The organism is Paenalcaligenes sp. DL 463 (assembly GCF_057475185.1).
Map to the genome: position 1 here is coordinate 528016 of NZ_JBYBKX010000001.1, position 21985 is coordinate 550000.

The window sequence follows — 21985 nt, forward strand, 5'->3', positions numbered from 1 at the left end:
CCTATCGTTGGGTAGGACGAACGGAGACTTCACCGACAGAGATGGCCTCGTTGCCCCGCGCCGTGCGCAGTATCAGTTGCCCCGTTTCATTGACCCCATCGGCAATACCGGTATAAAGCGTTTGCCCGTTTTCAATAATAGACACATTCTGTCCTTGCAGCGCATCGACCTCAGCGTAGCGGGTGTGTAAGTCATTGAAGCCGTAGGCCGTGGTTTGGTTCATGGTTTGATACCACGCTTTAGCGACGGTAGCCACGATATCAGCATGACGATGAGCCGCGATATCTGGGCAGTCGTTGCAAACGTCTTGCCAATCGGCCACGTGTCGATGCAGTGTTTGGCTAAGTGCACGGGCATCACTTAGGTTGATGCCAATGCCAATCACAACCACATGGTGGTCGGCACTGCTGGGCGAGGTACTCGCACGCGTGACTTCGGTCAGAATGCCGGCCAGCTTTGCACCGTACCAGAGTATGTCGTTAGGCCACTTAAGACTCAGGGCTACCCGATGACGAGCTGGCAATAAAGAACGTAGGGCTTCACAGGCCGCCACGCCTGCCAGCGGAGAAAGCGTCGCTAATGACCGGGCAGGTAAAAAAATGTCGAAGGCGCATGAAAACATGAGGTGAGCACCTGCGCGATTTTGCCACGTGCGTCCGGCGCGACCTCGGCCTTCTTCCTGCAAGTGGGCGCCCAACAACCAAGGACGCACGATCGACCCTGTGCCAGAGCGAGCACGTTGAATAAGGTCGGCATTGGTTGAACCGGTACGCTCTACCCATTCAATATGATTGAATGACTCAAGGGCTTGTTGCAGTTGTGACCTAAGTCGGTTTGCAGAGGTAAGTGGCAAAGTCTCGTTTGACATAAAGTAGTGGCCCTGTAGGGTTGTCAGGGTCGACGGCAAAGTTCTGGTTAAAATGGTTTTTATTTATTATCGCATTTAGACATGACACGTACTAATAACATTCAGTTCAAGGGTGAAGCGGGCATCATCGACTGCGCGTTGGATTGGCCTGAAGGCGAGGCCAGTGGTTGGGCGCTTGTCTTACACCCGCATCCATTGCATGGTGGCACTCGAAACAATAAGGTGGTTACGACCATTGCTAAGGCCTGTGTTCAGCACGGCTTGGTTGCGGTTCGTCCCGACTTTCGTGGTATTGGCCAATCCGAAGGCAGTTTTGACAATGCCGTCGGGGAAACCGACGATATGTACGCGGTAGTCACTCAGTTTCAACAGGCCTATCCAGAGCTAGCTGCGGGAACCTGGGTGGTGGCTGGTTTTTCGTTTGGAACTTCTGTGGCGGCTCAACTGTCTTCTCTGTTGGCTGATCAACAAGAGCGAGTACCGCAGGCCTTAATTCTGACGGGGCCTGCTGTTGAGCGTTTCCGTTTCCGTGAACTTGTTTTACCTGAAGCCACTTTTTTATTGCACGGAGAGCTAGACGAGGTAGTACCGTTATCTGAGGCGATGGATTTTGCACGTAACCAGAATTTGACGCTTACAGTAATACCCGACTCCACGCACTTTTTCCACGGTAAACTAGTGCAATTGCGCGAGAGCGTTGCGCAGCAATTACGCTTGTTGCCGTAGGTCCATCGTTTGGCCGTTATCACGGTCGCCGCCATCCACCAATAAAGCATGTCAATGATTTCACATACCCGTTTTTCTGTTCACTGCTCAAAGGCGCTCGCCGCCCTCGTTATCTCTGGGCTACCTTTTGTAAGTGTCGCGCAAACGCCAAGCGTTGAGACCGCGGCGCCGACCCCTGAGTTAATCGAAACTGTAGGACAACTGTCCACGATTCCCGTACCTGTATTAGGAGCCACGGCATGGCTTAGTCTGGATGCGAATAGTGGACAAATTATTGCGGCTAAAGATTTACATCAACAAGTCGAGCCAGCGTCGTTAACAAAATTGATGACGGCGTATTTGGCATTTGATGCCCTAGAAAGTGGACGCTTAACCCTAGAACAAGAGGTATTGGTTTCTGAAAACGCATGGCGAACCGAAGGGTCACGCATGTTTATCAACCCCAATAGTCATGTTTCAGTACACGAACTGTTGCTGGGTATTATTGTGCAGTCAGGTAATGACGCCACTGTGGCCCTAGCTGAAGCCATCGCCGGAAGCGAGAATGCCTTTGCAGCGCTAATGAATGAAGAGGCGGCGAAACAAGGTTTAGCGGACACACATTTTGTGAATGCCAGTGGTTTGCCTGACCCCACTCACTTAACAACGGTACGTGATCTTGGCGTATTGGCGCAAAACTTAGTCACGCGCTTCCCGCAGTATCTACCGTATTACAGCGAAAAAGAGTTCGAATACAACGATATTAAACAGCCTAACCGTAACCGCTTGCTGTGGCTGGATCCCACTGTTGATGGGTTGAAAACGGGTCACACCAAATCGGCGGGCTATTGCTTGGTGTCGACCGCTTTGCGGGACGGACGTCGCATTATCTCGGTTGTAGTCGGCACAACCAGTGAAGCAGCACGTGTTGAAAACAGCCTTAAGCTGTTAAATTGGAGTTTCCAAAACTTTGAAACTGTCGCGCTTTACGGTGCTGATGACCCCGTCGTGACGGCACGGGTTTGGGAAGGTGAGGCCGATACGGTAGGTTTAGGTACTCGCTCTGCCTTATCGGTGACGGTTCCTCGCGGCATGGCCGCTAATTTGCAACCCGTCGCTGAGTACACCCAGCCACTCATCGCCCCAGTAGAAGCGGGTACCGTGGTAGGAAATGTTAGCTTAACGCTTGATGGTGTGGTGTTAAGTCAAGAGTCGCTGGTGGCATTACAGAATGTGCCGCAAGCCGGTTTCTTTGGTCGCATGGTAGATAAAGTGCGGATGTGGTTCGAATAATAGCCATCACTTTTAAAACAGAAGGCCCAAGGGTATTGGGCCTAGAACTGAGACGAGATGAAGCATGATTACAGGCGTAGATCCCGATAATGTAGTGTATTTGAATGGCGACTATGTGCGTCTCGCCGATGCGAAAATCTCGGTGCTAGACCGAGGCTTCGTCTATGGCGACGGCATTTATGATGTGGTGCCAGCCTATCACGGTAAAGCGTTCTTGATGGATGCCCACTTAGCCCGTCTAGAGCGCAATTTGGCCGCGGTACAGCTTGAGGTGGGCTGGTCACGCCAAGAGTGGGAAGATTTGGTGCTTGATATGCTAGCGCGTTCGGGTCGTGGTCGTGACTGCATGGTTTATATCCAAGTCACACGTGGCGTGGCTAAGCGCGACCATGCGTTTCCGGCCAATACCAAACCGACCGTGTTTTGTATGGTGAACCCCTTTGAACGCCCCAACGAAGCGCGTACTACCGGTCTGACGGCAGTTAGGCTGGACGACATACGTTGGTTGAAGTGCGATATTAAATCGGTATCGCTATTGGGTAACGTTCTAGCCAAACAAGTGGCGGTAGAGCACGGGGTAGACGAAGTCATTCAGTTCAGAAATGGCTTTTTGACAGAAGGTGCTTCCTGCAATATTTGGGTGGTACGAAACGGGGTGTTGTTGGCGCCACAACGTAACCACCTTATTTTAGAAGGGGTACGCTATCGTCTACTTGAAGAGTTAGCCGCCAAAGCCGATATTGCGTTCGAGTCACGGCCCATCTCTGAAGATGAGGTCAATACGGCGGACGAACTGATGCTAAGTTCGGCCACAAAAGAAGTACTGCCCATCGTTCGCTTTAATGACAACGCTGTGGGTACAGGTAAGCCGGGTCCTGTTTATGAAAAACTACGCGCTGGTTACGATGAGTTAATTCGTGAGCTAGGAGACGAACAGTGATTAGTCCTGAAGATTCATTAATTGAATACCCTAGTGAGTTTCCCATCAAAGTGATGGGAAAGGCCGTGCCTGAGCTAGCCGAGGTATTAACCGAGGTTGTGCTGCAATACGATCCCACTCTTGACCCAAGCGGGATAGAGTTTCGTCCTAGTAAGGCAGGCAACTACATGGGGTTGACGTTTAGGGTCACGGCGACCTCGCGTGAGCAGCTTGATAACCTGTATAAGGCCTTGCATGCTCACCCCTTGGTATCCATTGTTCTTTAAGTAGACAGATAGCCCAAACATGAGTATTCAAGTACGTCGTTTAGCAGGCCTTGTCGATTATCAATCGGTTTGGCAGGCCATGAGTGATTACACTGACCATCGCACGTACGACAGTCATGATGAAATCTGGTTACTTGAGCACCCTCCGGTCTACACTTTGGGGCAGGCGGGTTTGGCCGAGCATGTATTGAACGCTAACGGCATTCCTCTTGTTAAAACGGACCGGGGCGGGCAGGTAACCTACCATGGGCCAGGGCAGCTTGTGGCCTATTGTTTGCTGGATCTTCGGCGATTAGGCCTGTATGTCAAAGAGTACGTTGCGCTGCTCGAGGGTGTTGTCATCGAGGTCTTAACCGACTTGGGGCTGCCATCCGCCTGCACTAAAGTCGGCGCTCCGGGGGTGTATGTGCCGGCCAGCGCCGTTAAAGGTTTAGCGCGTGGTGCAGACGAGCTGGTAAAAATTGCGGCCTTAGGTATTAAGGTGCGACAAGGTCGGTGCTATCACGGCTTGTCGTTAAATGTTGATATGGATTTGGCCCCTTTTGCGGGAATTAACCCATGCGGTTATCAAGGCCTAGAAACCACGGACCTACGACACTGTGGTGTTGAGGTCACGGTAGAACAAGTGGGCGAGCTTGTTTCGCAGAAGCTAGAGCGAGAGTTAACACAACGCCAAGCATCTATCGCTGTGGTGTAATAGGATATTGAGGGCAATAAGTCGTGTCTTATTACCTCAGTGAATACTGTCAATAATAAACAGGCCCTAGCCCTTAAGGGGCCTGCGGCCGTACAATTATTATTGAATTCTAATTTTGCCAACAGGTTTGGCTGCTGGTTTTGTACTTATGACCTCTATCGTTAATACCCCTGAACAACGCAAACCAACGGTTCGTCCTCGTGATGAAACTTACAATGCGTCGGCGAAGCAAACGGCTCAAGCCAAGACATCGCGTATTCCTATTAAGGTGGTACAGGCCGAGCGCCTAAAAAAACCAGAGTGGATACGTGTCAAAGCCGCGGCGCCGAACTCCAAATTTCATGACATTAAGCGCATTTTGCGCGAAAGCAATTTGTTTAGTGTCTGTGAAGAGGCATCGTGCCCGAACATTGGCGAGTGTTTCGGCAACGGTACGGCCACGTTCATGATCATGGGCGAGAAGTGTACGCGTCGTTGCCCCTTCTGTGATGTAGGGCACGGGCGCCCTGATCCTCTTGATCAAGACGAGCCGCGTAACCTTGCCGCCGCGATTGGGAAAATGCGTTTATCCTACGTGGTGGTCACCTCGGTAGACCGTGACGACCTACGCGACGGAGGGGCCGCGCACTTTGCCGAGTGTATTAACGAAATTCGTAGTGCGTCGCCGAGTACATCCATCGAAGTCTTGGTACCTGATTTCCGCGGACGTCTTGATAAGGCGCTGGATATCATGGGTGAAACACCACCCGATGTCATGAACCACAATTTGGAAACTGTGCCCCGTTTGTACAAACAGGCTCGTCCAGGCGCTGATTATCAGCACTCGCTAAAGTTATTGTCTGATTTTAAAAAATTACGCCCCGAGGTTCCGACTAAGTCGGGACTCATGGTGGGATTAGGCGAAACTGACGAGGAAATACTCGAGGTCATGCGCGACTTGCGAGAGCATAACGTTGATATGTTGACCATTGGGCAGTATTTGCAACCTTCAGAGCATCACTTACCCGTGTTGCGTTACGTCACGCCTGATCAGTTTAAAGCCTTAGAGAAGGCAGCTTACGAAATGGGCTTTACGCACGCTGCTGTCGGCGCCATGGTACGTTCGTCTTACCATGCTGATAAGCAAGCCGAGGCAGCCGCGCTGGCTTCTTAAATGTAGCTGGTTCAGCATAAAAAACCGCGTTTATTCGCGGTTTTTTTATGGGCTATCGTAGCCACGTGATCGGCGTTTGGTCGTGATGTTGCAGCCAGTCGTTCGTGGTCTTGAAGTGGCCGTTACCGATAAAAGGTATGGGGGCTTTGGTGGCGGCCAACGGCGAGGGGTGATTGGATCGCAGCGTTAAGATTGGCCCGCAAGGCTGGCTTGCATCCATCAGTTTTTGTTTGGCTTGGGCATGAGCGCCCCACAGCAGAAATACTTTAGGTGTGGGGTAGTTAAACAGATGGCGTAGTAGGGCGTCAGTAATGGCTTCCCAACCTTTGCCGGCATGCGAACCCGCTTTGGCATGCTCTACCGTCAATGACGTGTTCAGTAACAGCACACCTTGAGCTGCCCAATGGCTTAAGTCATGACTCGACGCAGGCGCTGACTCAGGGTATTCAAGGGCAAGCTCTTTGAAAATATTGCGCAAGCTGGGTGGGCAGCGCACGGTGTCTGGAACAGAGAACGATAAGCCTTGCGCCTGTTCGGGACCGTGATACGGGTCTTGCCCTAAGATAATGACCTTCACCTCGTGCGGAGCGACGAGCTCTAGCGCCTTAAACGGATGTTTAGGGTAAATAAGGGATGCGGCTTTCCGTTGCTGCTCAAGCCAATGATTTAATAGCTCAAGCGAACGCTGGGTCTCTGGGCTGGACAAGGCTTTTTGCCAGCTTGAGGGAAGCCCCTGAGCGTGAGCCATTAAGCTGGCTTCTAAGCAGTTTTGAGGACGAGTATCCATCAACGTAAGTTGCTGAGAGTGATTCGGTGCGCTCATTGTGTCTATCATCAACGCAGCGAGACGTGAAGGCCGACTGGGCTTATCACGTTTTCGCTTGCAAACGGGCCCTTAGGCACTAAAGAAGATCTCTTCCAACGCGACGCCGGGATTCGGTTGACGCATAAACGCTTCGCCCACCAAGAAGGCATTGACGTTGTTGGCGCGCATGGTATCGACGTCGGCGCGAGTCAAAATACCGCTTTCCGTGATGACCAGCTTATCGTCAGGAACCTCGTCTAGCAGTGACAAGGTGTTATCAAGTGAGACTTCAAAGCTGCGTAAGTCGCGGTTGTTGATGCCTAGTAAGCTGGTTTGCAGTTGTAAGGCTGTATCGAGCTCGTCGCGGCCATGCACCTCAACTAACACATCCATTCCTAGTTCTAAGGCTAGCGACTCAAATTCACGCAGTTGTTGAAGCTCAAGTGCGGCCACGATCAGTAATACGCAGTCGGCGCCCATGGCACGAGCATGAATGATTTGATAGGGGTCGATCATAAAATCTTTACGTAACACGGGCAGAGAGCAAGCGGCTCGGGCCTGACGTAAATGATCGTAGGTGCCTTGAAAATACTGTACATCGGTTAATACCGATAAGCAGGCGGCACCATGGGCGGCATAGGATGCGGCGATGTCACTGGGGTTGAAGTCCTCACGAATGATGCCTTTAGACGGTGAGGCTTTTTTAATTTCAGCGATGACCGCTGATAAACCGTTTGCGTTTTTATCGTTTAACGCGCGGGCGAAACCCCGTACATCTTTGCGGTTTTTTGCTTCGCGTAGTAGTTCTGACTCGCTGCGTAGCTGCCGTGCGGTGGCAACCTCCGCTTTTTTAGTCTCTAAGATTCGAGCGAGTATATCGTTCATGACGTTAACTTCCGTGTGTAAGTGCAGAATTCATCTAATTTGGCCCTAGCAGCGCCAGATGCCAAGGCCTCAAAGGACATGGCTAGACCTTCGTCGATGCTGGAGGCTTTGTTAGCCGTGTAAATGGCCAGACCGGCGTTGAATCCAACGATATCACGGGCTGTGCCGGGTGTGTTGCTAAGCGCTTCCTTGATGAGCTTGGCGGACTCTTCTGGGGAGTCGACCCGAATGCTGCGGTTAGAGCTCATCGGAATGTTGTAGTCTTCGGGGTGGATCTCGTATTCGCTGATTTTATCGTCTTTTAACTCACCAACTAAGGTGGCGGCGCCGGTAGAGGCTTCGTCCATGCCATCACGGCCATGCACGACGAGCACGTGTCGGGCGCCTAAGCGCTGCATGGCACGGACTTGAATGCCCACTAGATCGGCATGGAAAACGCCCATGAGTTGGTTGCCAGCGTTGGCGGGATTAGTCAGTGGCCCCAAAATGTTGAAAAGTGTTCTTACACCCAGCTCTTTGCGTACTGCAGCGACGTTTTTCATGGCACCGTGATGGGCGGGGGCGAACATAAAGCCAATGCCAGTGGCTTCAATGCATTCGGCAACTTGTTCGGGGCTGAAATCCAAGTTAACGCCTAAGTATTCAAGTACATCAGCACTGCCCGATGACGATGAGGCGCTGCGCCCGCCGTGCTTAGCGACTTTGGCTCCGGCTGCAGCGGCAACAAACATGGACGCCGTAGAAATATTAAAGGTGTTGCTGCCGTCTCCACCTGTACCACACATGTCGAGCAGGTTAGCCGCATCGGGGGTGTGTACGGGCACCGAGAACTCGCGCATGACTTCGGCGGCTGCAGCAATTTCACCAATGGTTTCTTTTTTTACGCGTAAGCCCATTAGCAGTGCGGCGGCGATTTGTGGGGACATTTCACCGCGCATCAACATGCGCATTAGGTGCAGCATTTCATCGTGGAAGATTTCACGATGTTCGATACAACGTACGAGTGCCTCGGTAGGAGTGATGGGGGTCATGATGGTCCTTAAGCGTTTGTGGGTTTAGATGGTTAAGAAGTTCTTGAGTAGTGCGTGACCATGCTCACTAAGAACGGATTCTGGGTGGAACTGAACGCCGCTAATAGCGTGGTCCTTATGCCGCACACCCATAATTTCACCATCATCAGTTTGCGCTGTGATTTCTAAACAGTCAGGTAGGCTTTCCCGCTCTATGGCCAATGAATGGTAGCGGGTGACGTTAAAGGGTGAAGGAAGATTAGCAAAAACATCCGTATTTTGATGTGTAATGCTGGAGACTTTACCGTGCATGATTTGTTTGGCGTGCACGATTTTTCCACCGAAGGCCTCGCCGATGGCCTGATGCCCTAAGCACACGCCTAAAATGGGTAGTTTGCCCGCGAAGTGACGGATCAGCGGAATGGAAATGCCGGCATTAGCCGGGGTGCTGGGCCCCGGTGAGACGCAAATACGCGTTGGGTTCAACGCTTCAATCGCTTCAATGGTGATTTGATCGTTGCGGTGAACAGCGACTTCTATCCCTAGCTCGTTGAAGTACTGCACGAGGTTATAGGTAAACGAGTCGTAATTATCAAGCATTAGCAGCATAGGGCACCTAAACAGTAAATTAAATAACGCGTTGTACGTAACAATGGAGCACGCTTAGATAGGCTCGTCTAAACCAAATTGCACTTGTTCTGCTGCGCGTAATAAGGCTCGCGCTTTGGCTTCGGTCTCTTGCCACTCTGCTTCGGGGTTAGAGTCGGCCACAATGCCAGCTGCGGCTTGCACATATAACATGCCGTCTTTAATTACACCGGTGCGTATGGCGATGGCAAGGTCCATCTCGCCGCTGTAACTTAAGTAGCCTGCCGCACCACCGTAAATTCCGCGTCGTACGGGTTCGAGCTCGTCGATAATTTCCATGGCTCGCACCTTTGGGGCTCCAGTTAAGGTGCCTGCGGGGAAGGCGGCCCGTAATACGTCAAGCGTAGAGAGGTCTTCAGCAACTTCACCGCATACGTTAGACACCAAATGCTGTACGTGGGAGTAACGCTCGATAGACATGGTGTCTGTGACTTTCACCGTACCACCTTTCGCGATACGTCCAATGTCGTTGCGGGCGAGATCAATCAGCATGACGTGCTCGGCGCGCTCTTTGGGGTCGGCGAGCAAGTCTTCTGCAAGTTGCTTGTCTTCCTCAGGTGTTGCGCCACGTTTGCGGGTACCGGCTAAGGGGCGAATCGTGGCGATTTGCTTGTAGTCACCGTCCACCAGCTCTTTTTCTTGGCGCACCAAAATTTCGGGTGAGGAACCAACGACTTGAAAGTCATCGAAGTTCCAGAAATACATGTAAGGGGATGGGTTTAATGAGCGTAAGGCGCGATACAACGATAGCGGTGAGTCTCGGAAAGGCTTCGTGATGACCTGTCCGACCTGGACTTGCATGACTTCACCGTCGGTGATGTATTGTTTGGCTTGTTTGACGGCTTCAAGGTAGTCCGCCTTATCAAAGTCGCGACGCTCGCTGGTCTCTAGGCTGGCATAGGCGTAAGGAATAACAACCGGAGTACGCAGTTTCTCACGCAGTTCTTTTAGACGGCGACGTGCTCGGTTGTAGCTTTCAGCAACGTTGGGGTCAGCGTAGACAATTAAGTACGTACGGCCTGCCAAGTTGTCCACAATCACTAGCTCGTCGATGTGCAACAACATAATGTCTGGTGTGCTGCCGTATCCAGCGGGAAACGGTTTGGTGGGCGCGCCCAGCGAGGGTTCGATATGGCGGACGGTGTCGTAGCCAAAGTAGCCCGCCAGCCCGCCTGCAAAGCGAGGCATACCGGGGCGCAGGGCGACGTTAAAACGTGCTTTGTATTCGTCGATAAACGCCAAGGGGTCGCCCTCGTGGGTCTCGATGACTTCGCCTTTGTGTACGACTTCGGTAAGGTTGCCCGTTGCACGAATGACGGTTTTGGCAGGCAAGCCGATGAACGAGTATCGACCGAAACGTTCTCCGCCAACGACGGATTCAAGTAGGCACGTGTTACGTCCGCCTTCAGGCCCATTGTGCGCAAGCTTTAAGTAGATAGAGAGAGGGGTATCCAAATCGGCATACGTTTCCGCAATCAGAGGTATACGATTAAACCCTTCTGCTGCGAGTGCTTGGAATTCGATTTCTGTCATGGAGAGGCCTGTAAGTATGCGGTTGAGCAAAAGCCGGGACAGAAATAAAAAAAGCCCGGCTAACTGATAAGTTCCGGGCTATTTTCTGAGAGGGTGAAGTTGTAACTACCGCGTATATACGCTAACAACCACACCGAGACAGCGAGTAGGCTACCCGGAACACAAACGCCACCAGCGCCAATAAGCGCCAGTAATAAAAACGTGTGTGTGGGTAGCAAACATAATGTCTAACAACAGTAAGAATATTTACAGTGAGGGCGAGTTTAACGCCCACCTTGCCGCTTGGGCAATGGAATCAACTATACCATCAGCATCTAAAGTTTGCACGTCTATTCCTTCGGTGTAGCCGTAAGGTACAAGCAGTACGTCAATCTTGGCGGCCCGTGCGGCCAAAGCGTCGTTGGCCGAGTCGCCAATGACTAGTGCGTCTTTAGGGTCGACATTCAGTTGCTCACACGCGTAGTAGAAAGGCAGCGGGTGTGGTTTTTTCTCGGCGGTGGTGTCTCCACCAATGATCTCATCAAAGTAAGAGGCGAGCTGAAGTTTATTCAGAAGTGGGATGGTAAAACCGATGGGTTTATTGGTGACCACAGCAAGTTGGCAGCCCATGGCCTTAAAGGCCGATAAACCGTTAAAGACGTCGCTGTAAACAGTGCTTTTTTCACCATTAAGGCGTTCGTAGTGCTGCGCAAATAAAGCGCGAGCTTGTTGATATTCGTTACTGTTTTCTGTAACACTCGCATTGCTGTAGCGTAAGGCGCGTTGGACTAAAACGTCTGTGCCTTTTCCCACAAAGCTTGTAATAATTGTTAACGAAAGCCTTTCGTAACCTAAGGCTTCCAGCATGGCATTCGTGGCGTCAGCGATATCAGGGATAGAGTTTACCAAGGTGCCGTCCAGGTCGAGCAATACTGCCTTGTAGCGCATCGTTACATGTCCCGTGAAAAGAAAGTGTGAAGATAAGAATTGTAAAGTATAAAACTGAAAGAAGCGGCTATCGCCTGCTCACATTGATCGATTGTTTTTGTTGCGAAATTGATAGAATTTGTTAATGGCAGTAGGATTCGATGTTAAAAATATCCTTTTTTGAGACGACAAAATCATCAGACGTATAACGGTGCTTAAGGTGTAACATGCTCACTGATTTTGAAGAGATATTACAAAATAAAGCGTTAACGTCGCTGTTTCAACCTATTGTCGATTTACGCACAGGTGGGATTTTAGGTTACGAGGGGTTGATTCGAGGCCCTGAAAACTCCGCTTTCCACTCTCCGTTGGCGTTATTCGCTACAGCCAAAGAGCATGAAAAAACGCACGAGCTTGAGCGTTTATGTTGCGAAGTCCATGCCCAGCGTTTTCGCGATCTGGCCCTACCCGGTAAGCTGTTTTTAAACTCAAGCCCCTGCTTATTGCGCCGTGAAAGCGACAGCGTTACTAATACCTCCGACTTAATGACGCTTATCCATGGTAACGATACTACCGATATTGTCATTGAGCTTACCGAGGGTGATGCCATTGATGACTACCAAGGGCTTCGCTGCGCCGCACATGACTACCGAGCACTTGGCGTGCAGTTGGCGATTGATGATCTTGGTGATGCGTTCTCTAGCTTAATCTTATGGTCAGAGCTACGACCCGATTACGTAAAAATAGATAAGTATTTTGTTAGCGGTATTGGCTCAGATCCGCTTAAGTTGCAGTTTGTGCGTTCGATTTGTGAAATCGCGCGGCAAGCGCAAACCATGGTAATTGCAGAGGGCATTGAAACCGCCAGCGAGCTGATCGAGTTGCGCCGTTTGGGGGTGGCCTATGGCCAAGGCTATTACTTAGCGACGCCACAGCAATATCCGCCCCTTGAGCTGCGTGAATCCCTTTTACCTGTATTCAAAAGTCCGTTTGGTGCGTCGCTTAGCGGCCCGTTGACGCAGATGAATCAACCAGTGACAGTGCGGAGGTTGCTACATAAGGCACCTGCGGTTTCCGAGGCCACAGCGACCAACGTGGTGTACGATCGTTTCCAAAAAGACACTGATCTTGACGCACTGGTGATATTACGTTCGGGGCTGCCCGTGGGCTTGTTGCGTCGCGACAAGCTGTTTGATCGTTTGGCTCGTCCTTTTCATCGAGAGCTATACGGAAACCGTCCGTGCATCGATATGCTCGGGTATAGCCCTTTAATTGTCGATCGAAATACAAGTTTGCATGACCTCAGTCAATTAATTGCTGACGGACCAGCCCATTACATGACCGACGGTTTCATCATCACCCATGATGGGCAATATTTGGGTGTAGGGTCCAGCTTTGAATTAATGCGCGAGATTTCGCAGTTGCAGTTGCGAGCGGCCCGTTATGCCAATCCGCTGACGCAGTTGCCCGGCAATGTGCCCATCAATGAGCACATTGATTTGCTGCTGGGGGGGCAGCAACCCTTTGCCGTCTGCTATGGTGATCTCGACCATTTCAAACCCTTTAACGATTTATACGGTTACCGCAAAGGTGACGAAGTCATTCAATTGACGGCCGCGCTATTTCTTGAGCACAGCGAGCCCGAGTTGGATTTTGTGGGGCATGTGGGGGGTGATGACTTCATTATTATTTTCCGCAGTTCAGACTGGGAATCCCGCTGTCGACGCATTCTTGAAAAGTTGCCCTTGGCTTTTCGCCATGTCTATCGTTCAGAGCATCTTGAACAGGGGGGTTACGTTACCGAAAATCGCCAACTGGTTCGAGAGTTTCATCCGCTGATTAGCCTGTCGCTAGGTGTTTTGCATGTGCACCCCGAGCACCTGTACTCAGGGGGGTTAATAGCAGAAATGGCCTCAGCGGCTAAAAGCCGAGCCAAACAGTTATCCAGTAACTCGCTCTTTATTGATCGCAGTAAGCCCCTAGAGGCCCAACCTAGCGAGGCGGCTGAGGGTTTTCTTTTGAGTAAATCGTAACCGTATTAAGCCGATTCGGCGTTATCGGCCTTGGCGATTTCGTGGCGCATGGTATCGATGACGGTTTTGTAATCTGGCTGATTAAAAATCGCCGAGCCTGCTACAAAAGCATCCGCACCCGCGGCGCGAATGGCGCCAATATTATCCACATTAACGCCGCCATCAATCTGTAATCGAATGGGTTGACCGCCATTTTCAACCCAGCGGTCGATTTTCTGTCGTGCGGCGCGTAGTTTTTCTAAACTATGAGGAATAAATTTTTGACCGCCAAACCCTGGGTTCACAGACATCAGTAAGACTAAGTCTAGTTTATCCATAACGTGGTCCATCCACTCTAATGGCATGGCGGGGTTAAACACTAAGCCCGCCTTACAGCCTTGATCACGAATTAGCGAAAGGGTGCGGTCTACGTGAGGGGTAGAGTCAGGATGAAAACTAAGCCAGTTCGCACCGGCTTTAGCGAAAGGCTGGATTAAACTGTCTGGTGACTCGACCATCAGATGCACGTCAATGGGCGCTTCAGTGTGAGGGCGTAAAGCGCTGCAAATCATTGGGCCAAATGTTAAGTTAGGGACGTAATGGTTGTCCATAACATCGAAGTGAATCCAGTCTGCACCGGCGTTCACGACATTCTTAACTTCGTCGCCCAGTTGAGCGAAGTCGGCGGATAAAATACTGGGTGCGATGCGGGCAGCTTGTTTGTGAGACATGGAATTAATTAACGAGTAAGGTGAGTTATGACTGAGCGGGTACAAGTGTGTCATCATTACAGCCTATTTCGCGCAGAGGGTGTCTGCGACAAATGAATGTATTTTATATAAGGGCCATTCAATCATGAAGCCTGAAGACATTGTGGTGACTGTAACGCCTCAGTACCTACCTGAGCAATCCGAACCCGGACATCATCAGTATATTTTTGCTTATACGGTACGAATTACGAATAATGGTGCAAAATCAGCACAAATTATTAGCCGGCATTGGGTCATTACAGACGGTGATCAGAAAACGCAAGAAGTGCGTGGTTTGGGTATTGTGGGTAAGCAGCCGTTATTAGGGCCGGGGCAAAGCTTTGAGTACACCAGTGGCTGCCCGTTACCGACGCCGGTAGGAACCATGCGAGGCTCCTACCATTGTGTAAGCGAAGACGGCCTGGCTTTTGATGTGCCAATTACTGAGTTTGTGTTGGCGATTCCTCGAACTTTGCATTGAGATTTTTATGAGCCTAAAACGATTTCTCAGCTTAAGTCCTTTTGTTGTGCTGTTGGCGGCGTGTTCTACCGTCAGTATTGATTCGGATGGCGTTGTGTCTTCCTCTGATGCAAAGCCCAGCGCCGTTGCGGATGATATTGCCCTAAAGCCCTTGAAGATACCGGCGTTAGCCGAGCTTGTAGAGACACCCTCTCGTGCACTGGCAGCAAAGTATCAGGCGGTTAATTGGTCCACGTTGCCTGGCTGGAAAAATGATGATTTACAGCATGTTTGGAAGGGTTTTCTGAACAATTGCAAAGGCTTAATGCGCCCGGTCAGTGGTTCGCTAACCATGCCCGCACGTGCAGCGCCCCGAGCATGGCATGGCGTGTGTGAGGCTGCCGTACGCAGTGGGCAGTCTGAAACAGGGGCGAGTACGGCCTTTGTTCGGCAGTTTTTTCAAGAGCATTTACAGCCATGGCGTGTGTTAGACGCCGCAGGTAAGCCTGCCTCGAATACCGTGACGGGGTATTACGAACCCCTTATTAAAGCGTCAACGCGTAAGGATGGCGAATACCAGTGGCCCTTATATGCAACGCCGTCTGATTTGTTAACCATCGATTTGGGCACCATCTATCCCGAGTTAGCGGGCAAGCGGATTCGAGGCAAATTAGACGGTACACGTGTGGTGCCTTATGACACCCGGGCTGAGATCGCCGCCAATACACAGCGACAGCCTAAAGCGATCGTCTGGGCAGCCGATCCCGTCGAGGCTTTCTTTTTACAAATACAAGGGTCAGGGCGCGCTGTCTTGCCAAATGGTTCGGCAGTAAGGCTGGCTTACGATGACCATAATGGGCACCCTTATGCGTCGATTGGTCAGTGGCTGGCCAAAACTGGGGAAATGCCCTTAGCGCAAACGTCAATGCAAAACATTAAGGCTTGGGCAAAGCGTAATCCTGGCCGCGTGCAAGAAATGCTAAATGTGAACACGGCAATGGTGTTTTTCCGTGAAGAGAAAATTGTGGACCCTTTGCTTGGCCCTAAAGGGGCTTACAGCATTCCTTTAATCGCAGAACGAGCGATTGCTGTGGATCCCACCTTTGTGCCCTTAGGGTCTCCGGTATTTTTATCCACGCATTACCCTGCCTCACAAAAACCGTTGCAACGCGTCGTGTTTGCTCAAGACACTGGTGCAGCGATTAAAGGTGCCGCGCGTACTGATTATTATTGGGGTACGGGTGATGAGGCAGGCGCGAATGCAGGTCGTATGAAACAAAACGGACAGATGTGGGTGTTATGGCCCAAGGCAGCAGGAGCACCAACAGCACGATGAAAGCGCAAAGCATAGTAGTGTGTGGGGGCGGTATTGCCGGTATGGCGTGTGCGTTGGGGTTGGCACGTCGTGCCTTTGACGTCAGGGTGCTAGCGCCTGATACGCACCGTGCCCCACCTGAAGCCGATCGCTACCACCCCCGTGTTTATGCCATTTCGGCAGCCAGCCAGCAGTTCCTAGCCGAATTGGGCGTGTGGGATTTAATGGAGCAGCGTCGCTTAACGCCCGTATCCGCCATGGAGCTGTATGGTGATGGAGGAGGGCACTTGCAACTGGAGGCTTGGCAAGATGCGCGACACACCCTTACGTGGATTGTCGAGTCTGGAGAAATCGAACGCGTATTGCGCCAAGCACTGAAGGTTTACGGTGTTCCTTGGCTTGATGACCATTTTGCTTCTCGTGACGCCAATGTCGTGACCACTAAAAGTGGGCAGTCACTAAAGGCCGATTTGCTCGTGGGGGCGGATGGCGCAAACTCGAAGGTTCGCACTCAGGCCGGGATTAGTCATCAACATAAGGCTTATGGTGACAGTGGCATGGTGACCCATTTGAATGCAGAACTGGCTCACCAAGGCGTGGCGATGCAATGGTTTACGGGCGATTCAATCGTGGCGCTGCTTCCCTTACCAGATACGGCGCAAGGGCCGCAGGTGTCGATGGTGTGGTCCGGCCCTGACGAACTCATATCAGAGATGATGGCGCTTGAGCCAACAGAACAGGCCCAGCGGTTGTCAGTGTGGCTTCAGGCCGTTACGGCCGACCGTTTGGGTAAGCTAACGGTGCGCTCATCGTTGCATGCCTTTCCCTTAAGTCTGGATAAGTCGGGAATGGTTAGTCAGGGGGTCGCATTGGTTAGCGATGCAGCGCATCGTATCCACCCGCTTGCTGGGCAAGGGTTAAATTTAGGGTTGGGTGATGTGGATGAACTTATTCGTACCTTGGTAGCCAAACCCAAACATGCAGGTGTGGGCGACCTGCGTGTACTAGAGCGATATCGTCGAGCACGGGCCGAGCCGATTGCGTCAATGAGCTTTGTGACCGATAGCTTGCACCGTTTATTTGTATCTCCGTCGTTGCCCGCTGTGTGGTTACGCAACACAGGGATGACCGTGTTGAATCATGTCCCATTTTTGAAGCGTCAATTCATTGCAAATGCCGCTGGAATTCGTCCTCGCGATCGCGATTAAGCGCATCGTAGGGCTGGAGCAAATATGAAGTGTAAACCTACGATGTGGGCCTTGAGCCTGATGACTGCTTTTTACCTAAGTGGCAGCAGTTTGTTAGCGCAGTCAGTACAAACAACGCAAGCTGCTGAGCCGTCAGCCAAAATAACCTCTACGGTGACGCCATCTGATGAGCCAGCAGAGGTGATTAGTACTAAAGACCTTCAGCGTTTTGAGGCGATTCGTGAGAAATTTGAAACGGGTTTTCAGGGGGTGAAGGTAGATGGTGTCACATCGACCCCGTTTCAAGGCTTGTTTGAAATTCGAATTGCCAATGATGTCCTGTATGTGAATGAAGAAGTCAGCTTTGTCTTACAGGGCGCTCTTGTTGACGTGGCAACGCGTACCGATTTAACGGCTCAACGTTTGGAGGCCATCAACCGTGTTGATTTTTCCAGCTTGCCCCTTGATAAGGCCATACCTTATGTGAAAGGTGATGGTAGCCGTCAAATTGCCGTGTTTGAAGACCCCAACTGTATTTACTGTAAGCGGTTGCACGAAAGCCTATCTGAAATTGATAACGTCACCGTTTATTCGTTGATGTTTCCGATACTTAGTCCTGACTCGTTGGTTAAAGCCGAGAGTATTTGGTGCGCTGAGAACCCCTCGCAAGCGTGGCAAGACTGGATGTTAGCTGGAATAGAACCTACGCCGATGACATGCGAAAACCCCATCGAACAGACGCTACAGTTTGGGATGAGTTTGGGCATTGAAGGAACACCAGCCATTATTTTTAGTGATGGTACACGTGTGGGTGGATGGTTGCCAGCCGAACAGCTTGAGCTAAAACTCGACAGTATCCAGCCTTAATCCGGCAATAAACGGAAAACTTCTGTTTGTTTTTGCGCGCTGGGGTAAATCTCGGTGCGTGGAACCAACTAAAACACCTAGTTTGTAAGCAAAAGAAACATGGCTAGATATTGCGTCTCGACATTTTTAGTCTCTTTTTCCCATTTTTAAGAAATATTATTGTTTCAATTGTTAGGATTGGATAATAAACCGTTTAAAAATGGGGTCTTTACGCTTTTTAACTTTGCCTTCGCGCGAACTGTGTTGAAAATAAAAGATACGCTAACACATGTGTGTTACGGATAAATGTTGCAACACTGTTACGTTTAGAGAAGGCAGAGCAGAATGAAATATGCAAAGCAGCTTGTGGTTGTATTTGACCTTGCTGCACGATGCCACGCCTTGATTGAGGAGCTTAATAACTTGGGCGTTCAAACCAAGTTAAGTTCCAGTGACCCTTCAGAGTTAAGGTCAGTGGTTAGAAGCATTGATAACCGAGCTGACATCGTGTTCGTGCACACGGATCCTCAGCATCTTGCGCAGGTGATTACTGAGTTAAGGGCGCTTGTGCCCTACAGTGGCATTGTGGCGGCCAGCAACCTTGAGACGCCAGTAAGGCGAGCAGAGCTTTTGATGGCTGGCGCCGATGTGTGTCTTCCTGTGCAAAGCACAGGGGCTGAGCTCATTGCCATACAACGGGCTCAGCAGCGTCGTGCCGACCATTTGTCGGTGACACCGCTGGTGGCGTCTGTTAGTGACACGGCACCGAAAGAACCAAAACTTCCCCGCTGGTTTTTACGTGACAACGGCTGGACCCTTGTATCGCCAGAAGGGGTGGAAATGAAGCTGACCTACGGCGAGAAATTCTTTATTGAGTTATTGCATCACCATTCAGATAATGGCGTAAGTCGAGATCAGTTAATGGCAAGTAAGATCAGCGCTACGCAGAACAGCCGGGCGGTGGACTCGCTCATTAGTCGTCTACGACGTAAAGCGAAGCAGGCAGGGGCCGATTTGCCCATTAAGTCTGTGCATGGTTGGGGCTATAGCTTTGCTGGTGAGCTGATTGGAAGTGCGCCGCATCAGCCGCTTACCGTTAAAAATGAGTTTGAGGCTTCTGAGCGTAATGATGAGTTCAGTTCTAGCGTGCGCCTAACTACTGAAATTATGGATCGTTATCATCAACGCGCTACCTTGCAACTTGATGCGTTGGCATTGATGTTTCAGGCAAAGATCAATGCCAACACTGGAGTACAAGATGGGGTAGACGTGTTGATTTATTGGCGTCAGAAAAAAGGCGATTTAGTGCGGCTTACTGATGCCGAGCTACGGCATTTGGATACGGCAGCCTTGTCGTGGTTGTACGATTGCGCTTTTGAGCTATTGGCTAGTGAGCTGGCCAGTTGGGCCTCTGATTACAGTCTTCGGATGTCGGTGACGTTATCCATACCCTTGCGAGTGTTAGAGCGAAATTACCCTTCGCTAATACAGAAAACCTTAGCACTGGGGTTAAACGATGGTCGTTTAGAGCTGGCGGTGATGGGTTACGAGGTTGACGTTAACCATCTGACTACCCAAACCATGTTGCATGACTTCGCGGCGATACGGGTCCCTGTATGGTTAGATAAGTATGTGGGCACGGCCGAGAACCTGTCTTATCTTGAGCAATGGGAAATTCGTGGTGTGCGGCTTTCTTATGACGCGCATGATCAAGCGTTATCGCGCGCTCAGCTTAAATCGCTAATTACCATGACATGTAAACTGTGTGCAGGTTTAGGTATAAAAACGGTGATTACCGGCGTTTCGTCTGCCGCAGACAGAGCGGAACTTATCGATGTGGGTGCCGACTATTTGCACGGTGATTTTATCGCTCTACCGCTATCGCGAGACGGCTTGCTGCTTGCCATGGCAAGTGGCTTGAAGGCAACCACGCTGTAACTGAGCAGTCGCACTAGACCCCCGTTTTGAGGACAAACCACTGTTATTCAGTGTGACGCAACCAACTGTAATTATTAATGGTTCTCATTATCGTTTGGGGCTATGATATGGGCTTTGTTATTTTCGTGTCCACGTTGTTTGTTGCCGTGTTTGCGGCCTGTGGTGAAAACGATGTGGTGCGCTTAACTGGGCTATGTATGCGGCGTTATTTGGGTGGTTTAGGGGTTTTATTATGGATGGCGCTGCCTGTTTCAGCAGAGGAGGCGGTACGCGAACAGTACCGCGTGGTGCATCTGCAGAAAGAAGAGTTATTGAGTGGTACGTGGCAGGGGCCTTTGCGTTCTACCCTGTACATTGAAGGATCTTCTCACCTTAAGCGCGACCTTAAGATCGGTGATTATGGCGAAGGTGCCTTTCGGTTTTTAGCGCCGCAGACAGGTGTGTACCAGTTGCGTGCTACGGGCTTAGAGGGCTTGGATGTAGACAGTAGCGCGCGTCATATTGCGTCTGTCGTGTTGGCCCAAGCAGGTACTGACCCATATTCCAAACTTACCAGCCCGACCTTAATCGCTTTGTCACAATCCCTAGAGCAAGGTGGAAACACAGTAGCGTTTTGGAAAGCGATGCAGCAAGAACGCACGCCCTTGATCGAGCCCCACTCTGAAACGCAGAAGCGGGTGACTTTTCTGTGGAGGGGCGAACATCGAAATGTGCGCTTACTGGGCGGGCCGACGTCTGACATTGTGTGGATGCAGCGTTTGGCGGACAGTGATGTGTGGTACGCAACTTTTATTGTGTCGGACCAAACGGAACTTAGCTATCAAATGGCACCGGACGTGCCACTGATTCCAGAGGCAAGCGCTACGGTAAATCGACGTTTGGTGCAGGCAACGGCACAGGCAGACCCCTTAAGTCATTTTTATTTTCCTGAAAGCGTAGCGCCAAATGCCGACCTTTCGCGACGCTCCTCTGTGCTGCACTTAGCTAAGGCACCACCTAGGTTTGAGATTAATAGGGCGACCTTACAAGGCCGTCTGGATTTTCATCAGCTACACAGTGCGGCCTTGGGCAACGAGCGCGAAGTGGCGCTGTATTACTCTCCCTCGCCCGATACGCAGCGTCAGTTGCTTATTTTGTTTGACATGGGGGCTTACGCAGGTCGGGTGAATGCGCCAGCGCTTGTAGAAACCTTAGAAGCGGCGGGCTGCATTGGTGCTACAGATATGATTTTGGTGGGTAACCCCAGTGTGGAAACGCGTTCGCGTGAGTTGCCCCCTAACCCGAAGTTTGCCGATTTCATCGTCAATGAATTATTGCCTTACGCGGCCTCGCATGGCCTTCAGGCTCCTGCTGAGGGCGCGATGGTAGCGGGTTCTAGCTTTGGTGGCTTAGCGGCTAGTTACGTTGCACAACGTTATCCACAGGCCATAGCCAAGGTGATTAGCCTTTCGGGTTCGTACTGGTGGAGCCCTGAGGGAGAGCCTTCAGAATGGAGCACGCGTAGTGTTTTAAACTCAGACACCTTGCCGTTGCGGTTTTTCTTAAGCGCGGGTGAGTATGAAGGGGGGCGCCCTGGGCGGCCCAGTTTGCTAAGCAGCAATCAGCATTTTCATCAAGCGCTTGTTCAGAAAGGTTATGACGTGCATTTCGAGCATTATTACGGCGGCCACGATTATTACAGTTGGCAGCGCTTGCTGGCGCAGGGCTTACAGCACTTCAGCGATAAGCAGTGCGCGCAGCAATAACACGAAAAGTCGTGCGCGTGTCGG

The 21985-nt window shown here is 51.0% G+C and carries 21 protein-coding genes; 13 read left to right on the top strand and 8 right to left on the bottom strand.

All coding sequences use genetic code 11. The annotated features are described in order from the left end of the window. Position 1: 1 nt before the first annotated feature. On the bottom strand, positions 2 to 868 hold the full coding sequence (locus AC2UZI_RS02450) for a biotin--[acetyl-CoA-carboxylase] ligase (protein WP_486942240.1): 867 nt from the start codon (positions 866 to 868) through the stop codon (positions 2 to 4). Positions 869 to 949: 81 nt separating this feature from the next. Here AC2UZI_RS02450 and AC2UZI_RS02455 point away from each other — a divergent pair, with 81 nt between their 5' ends. From AC2UZI_RS02455 to lipA, 6 genes are all read left to right on the top strand, one after another. Then, positions 950 to 1594, top strand: coding sequence for an alpha/beta hydrolase (locus AC2UZI_RS02455; protein WP_486942241.1), 645 nt, complete (start codon positions 950 to 952; stop codon positions 1592 to 1594). Between the two features lie 54 nt (positions 1595 to 1648). Further along, complete coding sequence (locus AC2UZI_RS02460) at positions 1649 to 2866, top strand: D-alanyl-D-alanine carboxypeptidase family protein (protein WP_486942242.1); 1218 nt, start codon at positions 1649 to 1651, stop codon at positions 2864 to 2866. A gap of 64 nt (positions 2867 to 2930) precedes the next feature. Beyond that, on the top strand, positions 2931 to 3806 hold the full coding sequence (locus AC2UZI_RS02465; RefSeq protein ID WP_486942243.1) for a D-amino acid aminotransferase: 876 nt from the start codon (positions 2931 to 2933) through the stop codon (positions 3804 to 3806). Beyond that, positions 3803 to 4072, top strand: coding sequence for a DUF493 family protein (locus AC2UZI_RS02470; protein ID WP_486942244.1), 270 nt, complete (start codon positions 3803 to 3805; stop codon positions 4070 to 4072). Before AC2UZI_RS02465 ends, AC2UZI_RS02470 begins: the two co-directional genes overlap by 4 nt. A 19-nt stretch (positions 4073 to 4091) precedes the next feature. After that, positions 4092 to 4769 carry a lipoyl(octanoyl) transferase LipB gene (gene lipB, locus AC2UZI_RS02475; protein ID WP_486942245.1) on the top strand — a complete coding sequence of 226 codons (678 nt, stop codon included), beginning with the start codon at positions 4092 to 4094 and terminating at the stop codon, positions 4767 to 4769. A gap of 148 nt (positions 4770 to 4917) precedes the next feature. Then, entirely contained in the window at positions 4918 to 5922 is a 1005-nt protein-coding gene (gene lipA / locus AC2UZI_RS02480) for a lipoyl synthase (RefSeq protein WP_486942246.1), read from the top strand. A gap of 52 nt (positions 5923 to 5974) precedes the next feature. On the opposite strand, the gene AC2UZI_RS02485 is transcribed toward lipA, so the two are convergent. From AC2UZI_RS02485 to AC2UZI_RS02510, 6 genes are all read right to left on the bottom strand, one after another. Beyond that, the gene (locus tag AC2UZI_RS02485) at positions 5975 to 6709 is read right to left on the bottom strand and encodes a uracil-DNA glycosylase (RefSeq protein WP_486943696.1); all 735 of its coding nucleotides are present in this window, start codon (positions 6707 to 6709) and stop codon (positions 5975 to 5977) included. A 108-nt stretch (positions 6710 to 6817) separates the two neighbouring features. Then, complete coding sequence (gene trpC, locus AC2UZI_RS02490) at positions 6818 to 7612, bottom strand: indole-3-glycerol phosphate synthase TrpC (RefSeq protein ID WP_486942247.1); 795 nt, start codon at positions 7610 to 7612, stop codon at positions 6818 to 6820. Continuing rightward, the gene (trpD, locus tag AC2UZI_RS02495; protein ID WP_486942248.1) at positions 7609 to 8643 is read right to left on the bottom strand and encodes an anthranilate phosphoribosyltransferase; all 1035 of its coding nucleotides are present in this window, start codon (positions 8641 to 8643) and stop codon (positions 7609 to 7611) included. The genes trpC and trpD overlap by 4 nt, the downstream gene beginning before the upstream one ends. A 24-nt stretch (positions 8644 to 8667) precedes the next feature. Beyond that, on the bottom strand, positions 8668 to 9231 hold the full coding sequence (locus tag AC2UZI_RS02500; RefSeq protein ID WP_486942249.1) for an anthranilate synthase component II: 564 nt from the start codon (positions 9229 to 9231) through the stop codon (positions 8668 to 8670). A gap of 54 nt (positions 9232 to 9285) precedes the next feature. Further along, positions 9286 to 10803: an anthranilate synthase component I gene (gene trpE / locus AC2UZI_RS02505; protein WP_486942250.1), complete on the bottom strand. Its 1518-nt coding sequence runs from the start codon at positions 10801 to 10803 to the stop codon at positions 9286 to 9288. Positions 10804 to 11049: 246 nt separating this feature from the next. Continuing rightward, positions 11050 to 11730 carry a phosphoglycolate phosphatase gene (locus tag AC2UZI_RS02510; protein ID WP_486942251.1) on the bottom strand — a complete coding sequence of 227 codons (681 nt, stop codon included), beginning with the start codon at positions 11728 to 11730 and terminating at the stop codon, positions 11050 to 11052. A 206-nt stretch (positions 11731 to 11936) separates the two neighbouring features. Here AC2UZI_RS02510 and AC2UZI_RS02515 point away from each other — a divergent pair, with 206 nt between their 5' ends. After that, on the top strand, positions 11937 to 13742 hold the full coding sequence (locus tag AC2UZI_RS02515; protein WP_486942252.1) for a GGDEF domain-containing protein: 1806 nt from the start codon (positions 11937 to 11939) through the stop codon (positions 13740 to 13742). Between the two features lie 5 nt (positions 13743 to 13747). On the opposite strand, the gene rpe is transcribed toward AC2UZI_RS02515, so the two are convergent. Beyond that, positions 13748 to 14452 carry a ribulose-phosphate 3-epimerase gene (gene rpe, locus AC2UZI_RS02520; protein ID WP_486943697.1) on the bottom strand — a complete coding sequence of 235 codons (705 nt, stop codon included), beginning with the start codon at positions 14450 to 14452 and terminating at the stop codon, positions 13748 to 13750. 124 nt (positions 14453 to 14576) lie between these two features. On the opposite strand from rpe, the gene apaG reads away from it, so the two are divergent. From apaG to AC2UZI_RS02550, 6 genes are all read left to right on the top strand, one after another. Beyond that, positions 14577 to 14951, top strand: a complete 375-nt coding sequence (apaG, locus tag AC2UZI_RS02525) for a Co2+/Mg2+ efflux facilitator ApaG/CorD (RefSeq protein ID WP_486942253.1) — start codon at positions 14577 to 14579, stop codon at positions 14949 to 14951. Between the two features lie 7 nt (positions 14952 to 14958). Further along, positions 14959 to 16266, top strand: a complete 1308-nt coding sequence (gene mltA / locus AC2UZI_RS02530; protein WP_486942254.1) for a murein transglycosylase A — start codon at positions 14959 to 14961, stop codon at positions 16264 to 16266. Further along, complete coding sequence (locus AC2UZI_RS02535; RefSeq protein ID WP_486942255.1) at positions 16263 to 17453, top strand: FAD-dependent monooxygenase; 1191 nt, start codon at positions 16263 to 16265, stop codon at positions 17451 to 17453. The genes mltA and AC2UZI_RS02535 overlap by 4 nt, the downstream gene beginning before the upstream one ends. A gap of 24 nt (positions 17454 to 17477) precedes the next feature. Further along, positions 17478 to 18299, top strand: coding sequence for a DsbC family protein (locus AC2UZI_RS02540; protein WP_486942256.1), 822 nt, complete (start codon positions 17478 to 17480; stop codon positions 18297 to 18299). Between the two features lie 324 nt (positions 18300 to 18623). Then, the gene (locus tag AC2UZI_RS02545; protein WP_486942257.1) at positions 18624 to 20216 is read left to right on the top strand and encodes an EAL domain-containing protein; all 1593 of its coding nucleotides are present in this window, start codon (positions 18624 to 18626) and stop codon (positions 20214 to 20216) included. 77 nt (positions 20217 to 20293) lie between these two features. Beyond that, positions 20294 to 21961, top strand: a complete 1668-nt coding sequence (locus AC2UZI_RS02550; RefSeq protein ID WP_486942258.1) for an alpha/beta hydrolase-fold protein — start codon at positions 20294 to 20296, stop codon at positions 21959 to 21961. Positions 21962 to 21985 lie beyond the last annotated feature (24 nt).

Excerpts from the sequence above, each read along its gene's own strand:
- lipA (WP_486942246.1), top strand. The coding sequence starts at position 4,918 with ATGACCTCTATCGTTAATACCCCTGAACAACGCAAACCAACGGTTCGT.
- AC2UZI_RS02465 (WP_486942243.1), top strand. The coding sequence starts at position 2,931 with ATGATTACAGGCGTAGATCCCGATAATGTAGTGTATTTGAATGGCGAC.
- AC2UZI_RS02485 (WP_486943696.1), bottom strand. The coding sequence starts at position 6,709 with ATGGATACTCGTCCTCAAAACTGCTTAGAAGCCAGCTTAATGGCTCAC.
- trpD (WP_486942248.1), bottom strand. The coding sequence starts at position 8,643 with ATGACCCCCATCACTCCTACCGAGGCACTCGTACGTTGTATCGAACAT.
- AC2UZI_RS02535 (WP_486942255.1), top strand. The coding sequence starts at position 16,263 with ATGAAAGCGCAAAGCATAGTAGTGTGTGGGGGCGGTATTGCCGGTATG.
- AC2UZI_RS02500 (WP_486942249.1), bottom strand. The coding sequence starts at position 9,231 with ATGCTGCTAATGCTTGATAATTACGACTCGTTTACCTATAACCTCGTG.
- AC2UZI_RS02460 (WP_486942242.1), top strand. The coding sequence starts at position 1,649 with ATGATTTCACATACCCGTTTTTCTGTTCACTGCTCAAAGGCGCTCGCC.
- AC2UZI_RS02515 (WP_486942252.1), top strand. The coding sequence starts at position 11,937 with ATGCTCACTGATTTTGAAGAGATATTACAAAATAAAGCGTTAACGTCG.
- apaG (WP_486942253.1), top strand. The coding sequence starts at position 14,577 with ATGAAGCCTGAAGACATTGTGGTGACTGTAACGCCTCAGTACCTACCT.
- AC2UZI_RS02545 (WP_486942257.1), top strand. The coding sequence starts at position 18,624 with ATGAAATATGCAAAGCAGCTTGTGGTTGTATTTGACCTTGCTGCACGA.
- mltA (WP_486942254.1), top strand. The coding sequence starts at position 14,959 with ATGAGCCTAAAACGATTTCTCAGCTTAAGTCCTTTTGTTGTGCTGTTG.
- AC2UZI_RS02450 (WP_486942240.1), bottom strand. The coding sequence starts at position 868 with ATGTCAAACGAGACTTTGCCACTTACCTCTGCAAACCGACTTAGGTCA.
- lipB (WP_486942245.1), top strand. The coding sequence starts at position 4,092 with ATGAGTATTCAAGTACGTCGTTTAGCAGGCCTTGTCGATTATCAATCG.
- trpC (WP_486942247.1), bottom strand. The coding sequence starts at position 7,612 with ATGAACGATATACTCGCTCGAATCTTAGAGACTAAAAAAGCGGAGGTT.
- rpe (WP_486943697.1), bottom strand. The coding sequence starts at position 14,452 with ATGTCTCACAAACAAGCTGCCCGCATCGCACCCAGTATTTTATCCGCC.
- AC2UZI_RS02455 (WP_486942241.1), top strand. The coding sequence starts at position 950 with ATGACACGTACTAATAACATTCAGTTCAAGGGTGAAGCGGGCATCATC.
- AC2UZI_RS02510 (WP_486942251.1), bottom strand. The coding sequence starts at position 11,730 with ATGCGCTACAAGGCAGTATTGCTCGACCTGGACGGCACCTTGGTAAAC.
- AC2UZI_RS02540 (WP_486942256.1), top strand. The coding sequence starts at position 17,478 with ATGAAGTGTAAACCTACGATGTGGGCCTTGAGCCTGATGACTGCTTTT.
- trpE (WP_486942250.1), bottom strand. The coding sequence starts at position 10,803 with ATGACAGAAATCGAATTCCAAGCACTCGCAGCAGAAGGGTTTAATCGT.
- AC2UZI_RS02550 (WP_486942258.1), top strand. The coding sequence starts at position 20,294 with ATGGTTCTCATTATCGTTTGGGGCTATGATATGGGCTTTGTTATTTTC.